The 9,077-nt window shown below is 69.4% G+C and carries 10 protein-coding genes; 8 read left to right on the forward strand and 2 right to left on the reverse strand.

All coding sequences use genetic code 11. From position 1 onward, the window contains the following. Together KJ554_00085 and KJ554_00090 are read right to left on the reverse strand one after the other, a co-directional pair. On the reverse strand, nt 1–313 hold a 313-nt coding region (locus tag KJ554_00085; protein MBU0740727.1), incomplete at its 3' end, for a hypothetical protein. 10 nt (nt 314–323) lie between these two features. Continuing rightward, a complete protein-coding gene (locus KJ554_00090; GenBank protein ID MBU0740728.1) occupies nt 324–1,943 on the reverse strand; it encodes a PAS domain-containing protein in 1,620 nt (539 codons plus the stop codon). A gap of 283 nt (nt 1,944–2,226) precedes the next feature. On the opposite strand from KJ554_00090, the gene KJ554_00095 reads away from it, so the two are divergent. From KJ554_00095 to KJ554_00130, 8 genes are all read left to right on the forward strand, one after another. Beyond that, nucleotides 2,227–3,978: an ATP-binding cassette domain-containing protein gene (locus KJ554_00095; GenBank protein MBU0740729.1), complete on the forward strand. Its 1,752-nt coding sequence runs from the start codon at nt 2,227–2,229 to the stop codon at nt 3,976–3,978. 117 nt (nt 3,979–4,095) lie between these two features. Beyond that, the gene (locus KJ554_00100; GenBank protein ID MBU0740730.1) at nt 4,096–4,443 is read left to right on the forward strand and encodes a transcriptional regulator; all 348 of its coding nucleotides are present in this window, start codon (nt 4,096–4,098) and stop codon (nt 4,441–4,443) included. Nucleotides 4,444–4,468: 25 nt separating this feature from the next. Next, nucleotides 4,469–5,824: a deoxyribose-phosphate aldolase gene (gene deoC, locus KJ554_00105; protein MBU0740731.1), complete on the forward strand. Its 1,356-nt coding sequence runs from the start codon at nt 4,469–4,471 to the stop codon at nt 5,822–5,824. Between the two features lie 18 nt (nt 5,825–5,842). Then, a complete protein-coding gene (locus KJ554_00110; protein MBU0740732.1) occupies nt 5,843–6,466 on the forward strand; it encodes a hypothetical protein in 624 nt (207 codons plus the stop codon). 22 nt (nt 6,467–6,488) lie between these two features. Next, the gene (locus tag KJ554_00115; protein MBU0740733.1) at nt 6,489–6,785 is read left to right on the forward strand and encodes a BMC domain-containing protein; all 297 of its coding nucleotides are present in this window, start codon (nt 6,489–6,491) and stop codon (nt 6,783–6,785) included. Between the two features lie 18 nt (nt 6,786–6,803). Continuing rightward, nucleotides 6,804–7,103, forward strand: coding sequence for a EutN/CcmL family microcompartment protein (locus KJ554_00120; GenBank protein ID MBU0740734.1), 300 nt, complete (start codon nt 6,804–6,806; stop codon nt 7,101–7,103). A 56-nt stretch (nt 7,104–7,159) separates the two neighbouring features. Next, the gene (locus KJ554_00125) at nt 7,160–8,626 is read left to right on the forward strand and encodes an aldehyde dehydrogenase EutE (GenBank protein MBU0740735.1); all 1,467 of its coding nucleotides are present in this window, start codon (nt 7,160–7,162) and stop codon (nt 8,624–8,626) included. After that, nucleotides 8,626–9,077, forward strand: a 452-nt coding sequence (locus KJ554_00130; GenBank protein ID MBU0740736.1) for a BMC domain-containing protein, incomplete at its 3' end; no start/stop codon positions are given. The genes KJ554_00125 and KJ554_00130, both read left to right, overlap by 1 nt.

Here is a 9,077-nt window from a genome sequence, read left to right on the forward strand (position 1 = left end):
GCACCCGCCGCAGCGCCCGGCCGACCTTGCGTCCGAAGGCCGAGAAGCGCGCCAGGTCCAGCGCGACATCCGTCAGGGGATCCGGTCGTCCCGAGAGGTGACGACACAGGCGCTGGATCACGTCGCGGACGGGAGCGCCGGGGCGCTTCACCTCGGGACGGCCGGGGCATTTCGCGGCCAGCTCGGCGCGCACGGCCTGGTCGTCGTTCTCCGGCGCGATCAGGAAGTCGACGCCCTTGCGGGTCCAGGCCAGTCCGCAAGCGCCCAGGGACGTAGCGAAGACGGTGTAGCCTGGTTCGAGGTCGGGGGCCATGCGCATCTCCTCAGAAAGGTACGATCAGGGGTTGCGAGTACGTGAAGACGCTGCCGCGGCCCAGCTCGCTCGCGACCTCGATCTCGCCGCCCATCAGGCCCCCCAGGCGCCGGCAGATGGCCAGCCCCAGCCCGACGCCACGGCGAGTGCGGTCCGGCATCACGTTCGACTGGCGGAAGTCCTCGAAGATCGCCGCGAGCTCCTCCGGGGGAATGCCCGGCCCGGTATCGGAGACGGACAGCCGGAGGCGCCCATTCTCGAACCGGCAGTCGACGGCCACTACGCCCTCGTCGGTGAACTTGACCGCGTTGTCCAGCAGGTTGCGCAGGATCTGCTCCAGGCGCAGCGGCGCCCCGAACATCTCCCTGACATCGTCGGCGATCGTGCACCTCGATGCCAGCCCCTTCCTCCGCAGGTCGGACTGGACGCCGCGCAGCGCCCTCTCGACGACTTCGCGCATGTCGAAGATCGTGTTGACTATCTTCAGGGTGCCCGCCTCGATGCTGGACAGGTCGAGCGTGTCGTCGATCAGCTGTCGCAGCTGCAGGGCGCTCTCCTTGACGTAGCCCAGGTGCTCCCTCGTCTCGTCGTTGATCTCGCCGGACAGGCCGCTGAGCATGATGTCGGTGAAACCCATGATCGCGTGCAGCGGGGTGCGCAGCTCGTGGGAGAACGTCGCCAGGAAACGCGTCTTGAGATCGTCCGCGGAACGGGCCCTCTTCGTAGCCTCCGCCAGCTCGGCGGTCCGCTCGGCGACGCGCCGCTCCAGGTCCAGCTCGTTCAGCTTGCGTCCGGTGACGTCGTGGACGTAGCCGTGGAAACCGGCCGGCTCGCCCTTCTCATCGCGCAGGGCCACCGTCGACTCGTGCACCCAGATCGCCTCGCCATCCGGGCGCACGATCCTGTACTCGAGTTCGAGGTGGTCGTCGCCCGCGGCGAGGGCCTCGTCCACCCGGTCCACGAGCGCGTCGATGTCCTCGGGATGGACGATGTCGCCGTACCGGAAACCCGGCACGAGCATCTGATCCCGCGTCCAGCCCAGGTACGCGCCGACGTTGGCAGAGACGTAGTCCACCGTCCAGTAGTCGTCCGCGCGCCAGCGGAAGAAGATGGTGGGCCCGCCCAGGAAGAGGCCGCGATCGCGAGCGAGCTGCCGCTCCTGCCGCCAGTGCGCGGTAACGTCCATCATCATGCCCACCACGAGGGTCGTGTCCGCCTCGGGGGTGACGACGCGCTCGGCGACGGCCCGGATGGTCTTCTCGCCCGGCCCGTCGATCTTGAGCCGGAACTCCGCGATCACGGATTCCGACCGGCCCACGATGACGGACTCCAGGGAGGAGGCGACGCGGCCGCGGTCCGCGGCGTGGACCAAGGCCAGCACGCGCGCGAGATCGTAGGCCGCTTCGCCGCCCGTGATGCCCAGGATCTCGCACGTCTCGTCCGACAGGATGACCTCGTCCTTCCCCGGATCGTAGGACCAGCTGCCGACCCGTGGCGAGAAGACCGTGCCCCAGGTCACGGACTTCAGCGCCCGCTCGAGCAATTGCAGGCCCCCCGCGATTCCAGCGACCGTATCGCCGCCCGGCGCCGCCCGGGCCGGCGATCCGCCCATATGTTCGTCGATCGACATCCTCACGCCTCCATTCGGGGCTCGGGCCCCCGCATGCGACCGGGCCGCCGCCGGTTTTCGCCAGCGCGGCGGCATCGTGAATAATCTAGGCCCCGGGCGAATGAGAACCGATAGGATTATCCTGCTGTCTTGCTACAATTACGTATAATCGAGATGCGGTCCGGGCTCCCGTCAGTCCCGTGACGGGTCCGGCGCCTCGACTCCGAGCATACTGCGAACGTGCCGGAATCGCCATGTCCGATCCCGGCGCCGGTTTGATCCCTTCGGAGGCGGAGTTCTGCCCATGTCCCAGATCGTGCTCAGATCGGTGTCGCTCGCCTTCGGCGGACCACCCGTGCTCGATGGGGTTGACCTGCGCATCGAGCGCGGCGAACGCATCTGTCTGCTCGGACGCAACGGCGAGGGCAAGACCTCGCTGCTGCGGCTGCTCGCGGGCGAGGAAGCGCCCGACCACGGCGAGCTGGCGCGCGAACCGGGTCTGCGCGTCGCCATGCTGCCCCAGGAGATTCCCCCGGAGCTGGCGGGCGCCGCCCTCGACGTGGTGGGGGGCCGGGCGCACGAGGCCGAGCGCGCCCTGTCGCTGGTCGGTGTCTCGCCGGATCAGGACACGGCCGCCATGTCCACCGGGCGCCGGCGCCGCGTGCTGCTGGCGCGGGCGCTGGCCGCCGATCCCGATGTCCTGCTGCTGGACGAGCCCACCAACCACCTCGACATACCGGCCATACGTCGTCTCGAGGAGCTGCTGCGACGCTTCCACGGCACCGTGATCTTCGTGACGCACGACCGGGAGTTTCTGCGCGGCCAGGCGCGCCGCATCCTCGAACTGGACCGCGGCCGCCTGAGCGACTGGACCTGCGATTACGACACCTTCCTGCGCCGCCGCGACGAAGAGCTCGCCGCCGAACGCAAGCGCAACGCCGGGTTGGACAAGCGCCTGTCCCAGGAGGAGGTCTGGGTGCGTCAGGGCGTCCGCGAGCGCCGCACCCGCAACGAGGGACGCGTCCGCCGCCTGCTGGCCATGCGCGAGGAGCGGCGCACCCGGCGGGACCGTCCCGCGACGGCCGACCTGGAGCTGCGGGAGGCCGGACGCAGCGGTCGCCTGGTGGCGCGCGCCGAGGGCGTGTCCTTCGCCTATGGCGACGAGGTCCTGATCGAGGATCTGAGCTGCACGATCCTGCGCGGCGACCGCGTGGGCGTCGTCGGACCCAACGGCGCCGGCAAGACCACCCTGCTGCGGCTGTTGCGGGGCGAGCTGCCCCCGCGCTCCGGCTCGGTGCGCCTGGGGACCGGGCTGGAGGTCGTGTACTTCGACCAGCAGCGCGAGATCCTCGACCCGGGCCGCACGGTCCAGGAGAACGTGGCCGACGGCAACGACAGCGTCTTCGTCGGCGACCGCGAGGTCCACGTCTTGACCTGGCTGCAGCGTTTCCTGTTCACGCCCGACCGGGCCCGCTCGCCCATCACGCGCCTGTCCGGCGGCGAACGCAACCGGTTGCTGCTGGCGCGCATCTTCGCGCGACCCGCCAACCTGCTGATCCTGGACGAACCGACCAACGATCTCGATCTCGAGACCCTCGAGCTCCTGGAGGACCTGCTGGCCGAGTTCGCCGGCACCCTCCTGTTGGTCAGCCACGACCGCGCCTTCCTGGAAAACGTCGTGACCAGCACGCTGGTGTTCGCCGGGGGAGGCCGGGTCGTCGAGTCGGCGGGCGGCTGGCGGGACTGGGAGAGGCTGGAACAGGCGTCCGCCCCCCCGCGCCAGGAGAAGGAGCGCCGGAGCCGGCCCGCGCCCCCGAGCCGTCAGAAGCGCCGTCTCGGCTTCAAGGAAACGCGCGAACTCGAGGCCTTGCCCGGCGAGATCGAATCTCTGGAGCAGGAGAAGGGCGAACTCGAGGCGCGCCTGGCCGATCCGGACCTCTACAGGTCGGCGGGCGAGCAGGTCGGCGAACTGCGGGACCGGCTCTCGCGGCTCGAAACCGCGCTGGACCACAGGTACGCGCGTTGGCAAGAGCTGGAATCCCTGCACGAGCAATAACTTCATATCATGAAGTGTTATTGACATTTTCTGGAACTTTATACTTGACTCATTCAATAATCTGCCGAATACTTCTTTTCATGAAGTAGAAACGGAGCCATCCACGGGGAGTCGGCGGTGACGGAACGATTCGATACCATCCTGGCCTCACCGGCCCGCCTGCTCGTGGTCGCCGCCCTGATGCCCGGGCGCCCCCTGAGCTTCATGGAATTGAGAAACAACACCGGGCTGGCCGACGGCAACCTGCACGTCCAGACCCGGAATCTCGAAAGCGCCGGCATCGTGAGCATCAGGAAGTCCGCCCAGGGGCGCAGGTCGGTCACGACCTTCCAGATCACCGAGGCCGGCGTGACCAGGTTCAGGCGTTTCGTGCGCAGGTTGCAGACGGTGCTGGACCTGGAGGTGGGCGGCATCCACCCCAGTCCCGGCGAGGACCGGATCGACGACTCGCAGGTCTGGTCATGAGGACCACGACAGGAAGGCCGCGGCCATGAAGATCGCCATCGGTGCGGATCACGGCGGTTACGAGCTGAAGGGGCGCTTGATCGAGCACCTCAAGTCGACGGGCCATCAAATCTTCGATTTCGGTACTTCATCAAATGAAGCTGTCGACTACCCGGGTTTCGCCCGTTCGGTGGCGGAAGCCGTCGCCACCGGCCAGGCCGAGCGGGGCGTGATGATCGACGGAGCCGGCATCGGCTCCTGCATGGTCGCCAACAAGGTGCCCGGCGTGAGGGCGTCGATGGCCTACGACGTCTCCAGCGCCAGCAACGCCCGCGAGCACAACGACGCCAACGTCTTGACCCTGGGCGCGGGCCTGATCGGCGTCAACCTGGCCCGACAGATCGTGGATGTGTTCATGTCGACCGATTGCGTGGAGCCGCGCCACCAGAGGAGGGTGGCCATGATCGACGAGACGATACAGGGAAGTCCGCCGACCGCGGCCGCAGCACCCGTCGTTTCCGCCACGGACGGCGGGATACCGGGTCTGTCGGACGCGGACATGGAACGGATCGTCGCCAAGCTGGAATGCATGGTAGGCTCCCGATTGGCGGCAGGAGCCGCGCCCGAGGGACCGGGCGTGGCCTCCTGCCCCGACACCGCGCGCCGCTTCCTGGCGCTCGGCGCCGGCCGCCTCACCACGGGACCCGGCGCCTGCGGCCCGATACCCGAGGACATAGCCTGCTACATCGACCACACCATCCTCAAACCGGACGCGACCCGCGAACAGGTTCAACGGATCGTCGACGAGGCGCGCAAGCACGGGTTCCGCTCGGTCTGCGTCAACCCCTGCTGGGTGAAGCTCGTGGCCGACGGCCTGCGCGGCAGCGGCGTGCTGACCTGCTCGGTGGTGGGTTTCCCGCTCGGGGCAGCGGTCCCCGAGATCAAGGCGGCCGAGGCCCGTCGCGCCATCCGCGACGGCGCCAGGGAGATCGACATGGTGATCAACGTCGGCGCCCTGAAGTCGGGGGACGACGCGCTGGTGCTGCGCGACATCCGCGCGGTCGTCGAGGCCTGCCGCGACGGCGGCGCCGTCAGCAAGGTGATCATCGAGACGGCGCTGCTCTCCGACGATGAGAAACGACGCGTCTGCGAGCTCGCCAAGCGGGCCCGCGCCCATTTCGTGAAGACCTCGACCGGCTTCGCCTCGGGCGGCGCCACCGCCGAGGACGTGGCCATCATGGCCTCGGTCGTACGGCCCGCGGGCATGGAAGTGAAGGCGTCTGGCGGCATCAAGTCGTACAGCGACGCCCGGCGCATGATCGAGGCCGGCGCCACGCGCATCGGCGCCAGCGCCAGCATCGCCATCGTGGAGGAAGCGCACGGCGCGACGACGCGCCTCTGACCGCAGGAAGGGAACGGCATGGTCGACCTGAGAGCCTATTGCGTCATCGACAGCCTGCAGCCCCAGTTCGCCTCCTTCCAGGCGACGATCGCCCAGGGCTTCTTGCCCCGGGTGGACCAGGCGTGCCTGTTCGTGGAGATCGCCCCCGGCATCGAGATCAACCGGGTCATGGATATCGCGCTGAAATCGACCAACGTCACGCCGGGCATGCAGATCGTCGAGCGGCACTTCGGGATGCTCGAGGTCCATTCCGACAGCCAGGCCGACGTGCGGCAGTCCGGACAGGCGATCCTGAAGGCCCTGGATCTGCGCGAGGAGCAGCGGCTCAAGCCCCGCATCGTCTCCAACCAGGTCGTACGCCACCTGGACGATCACCAGTGCATGCTCATCAACCGCATGCGGCACGGCAACCTGATCCTGTCGGGACAGACCCTGTTCGTGCTCGAATGCGAACCTGCCGCCTACGCCGCCCTGGCGGCCAACGAGGCCGAGAAGGCGGCGAACATCAACATCCTCGAGGTGCGCGCCTTCGGCAGTTTCGGGCGCGTCTACATCGGCGGCGAGGAGAAGGACGTGGAAGTGGCAAGACCCGCGGCGGTGAAAACGCTGGCGGCCCTGGACGGACGCGAGATCGACAGGTGAACCCGAGACAAGGAGAGACGAGATGGCTGATGCATTGGGCATGATCGAGTGCCGCAGCTTCGCGGCGATGGTCGAGGCGGCCGACGCCATGGTCAAGGCGGCCCGCGTCGAGCTGGTAAACTACGAGAAGACCGGCGGCGGCTACACGACGGCGGTGATCCGCGGCGACGTGGCGGCGGTCAAGGCCGCCTGCGACGCCGGCCAGACGGCGGCCGCCCGCGTGGGCGAGATCGTGGCGGTGCACATCATCGCACGCCCGCACGCCAACGTGGATCTGGTCGTTCCCCTGGGCCGCCAGGCGGAGCCCGCGAAGAAGTAGTCCGCCGAGGAGGCTGGAATGAACCTGGCGAAAGTGCTCGGCACGGTGGTGTCGTCGCGCAAGGAGCCGAGCATCGAGGGCTTCAAGCTGCTGATGCTCGGCGTGGTCGGCCCGGACGGCGTGCCCACCGGCGCCACGGTCGTGGCCGCCGACGTCGTGGGCGCCGGCGAAGGCGAGTACGTGCTCTACGCCTCGGGATCCTCGGCGCGCCAGACGGTGATGACCGACGCCAAGCCGATCGACGCCGTGGTCATGGCGATCGTCGACAGCTGGGAGACCGGCGGCGAGCAACGCTACAAGAAGGGCCGCGACGACTAGCCGGATGTTGCACGACATTCGCGCATGCAATGAACGGCGAAAAGAGGTAGAGTGTCATGGCGAGTCTTAGCGACCAGCAGGTCGACAGGATCGCCCGCCGGTTGGCCGACCGGCTGCTGGGCGGCGGCGCACCCCCCGCCCGTGAAGTCGCGTCGGCCGCGGCGGCTACCCCCTCCACACGCGATTCCGAAATGTTGGTCGACGGCGTCCACGCCGACGTCGACCGCGCCGTGGAGGCGGCGGCCGGCGCCTTCCGCCGCCTGAGCGCGGCCAGCCTCGACCTGCGCATGCGCATCGTCGACGCGGTCCGCGCGGCCATGCTCGACGCCTGCGACGAGCTCTCCCGCCTCGCCCACGAGGAGACCGGCCTTGGCCGCTACGAGGACAAGCGCGTCAAGAACCGGCTGGTCACGCTCAAGACCGAAGGTCCCGCGGCGCTGACGCCCGCCACCCGCACGGGCGACCGCGGCCTCACCCTCACCGAATACGCCCCCTACGGCGTCATCGGCGCGATCACGCCGACCACCAACCCGACCTCGACGATCATCTGCAACACCATCGGCATGGTGTCCGCCGGCAACAGCGTGGTCTTCAACGTGCATCCGAGCGCCCGCGCCTGTTCCATGGCGACCATCCGGCTGATCAACCGCGCCGTGGTCGGTGCCGGGGGGCCGCCCGACCTGGTGACGGCCGTCGCCGTGCCCACCATCGCCTCGGCCCAGGCCCTGATGAAGCACCCCGGCGTGCGGCTGCTGGCGGTGACCGGCGGCGCCGCCGTGGTCAAGGCGGCCATGCAGAGCGGCAAGCGCGCCATCTGCGCCGGCCCCGGCAACCCGCCGGTGGTGGTGGACGGGACGGCCGACCTGGACGCCGCCGGGCGCGACATCGTGCGCGGCGCCTCCTTCGACAACAACATCATCTGCGTGGACGAGAAGGAGGTCTTCGTCACCGAGAAGGCGGCGGGCGAGCTGATCGCCGCCATGCGCCGTCACGGCGCCTACCTGGCCGACGCCTCCGACCTGCGCCTGCTCGAGCGGACGATCTTCGCCGAGACCCGCGGCCCCGGCGAGCACGCGGTGATGAACAAGGACCTGATCGGCAAGAACGCGGGCGAGATCCTGGCCCGCGCCGGCATCGGCGGCGGCACCGACCCGCGCCTGGTCGTCTGCGAGGTGCCGGCCGGCCACCCCCTGGTCTGGACCGAGCAGATGATGCCGGTGCTGCCGGTGGTGCGCGTGCCCGACGTGGACGCCGGCATCGACCTGGCCCGGCGCGCGGAGCACGGCTTCGGGCATTCGGCTGCGATGCACTCGCGCGACATCGACGCCCTCAGCCGGATGGCGCGCGTGATGAACACCAGCATCTTCGTCAAGAACGGCCCCATCTTCGCCGGTCTGGGCGAAGGCGGCGAGGGCTACACCAGTTTCACCATCGCCAGCCCCACCGGCGAGGGCCTGACCGGACCGGTCGCCTTCAGCCGGTTGCGGCGCTGCGTGCTGGTGGACCACTTCAGGATCGTGTGATGACAGGGAACGTCGCAGCCCTCGCCCTGCTGGAGTTCGAGAGCGTGGCCCACGGCATCCTGGCCGTGGACCGCATGCTCAAGCGCGCGCCCATCGCCATGCTGCGCTGCGGCACCGTGCATCCCGGCCACTACCTGGCGCTGATCGGCGGCACCGTGGCCAGCGTCGAGGAGGCGTACCGGGAAGGGGGCGCGGCGGGCGAGCTGACCGACGCGGTCTTCCTGCCCGATCCGCACCCGGCCGTCAGGGGCGCCGCGCAGGGGGAGCGCGCGGACATCGGCGACGACGACACCATCGGCATCGTGGAGACGGTCAACGCGGCGGCCCTGCTGCGGGCCGTCGACGCCGCCCTGAAGGCGGCGCCGGTGGGCCTGGGCGCGTTCCGCCTGGCCGACGACCTGGGCGGACGCGGCTTGGCGCTGCTGCACGGCGACCTGCCCGACGTGCAGGC

It is taken from the genome of bacterium (assembly GCA_018814885.1).
Taxonomy (GTDB): domain Bacteria; phylum Krumholzibacteriota; class Krumholzibacteriia; order LZORAL124-64-63; family LZORAL124-64-63; genus JAHIYU01.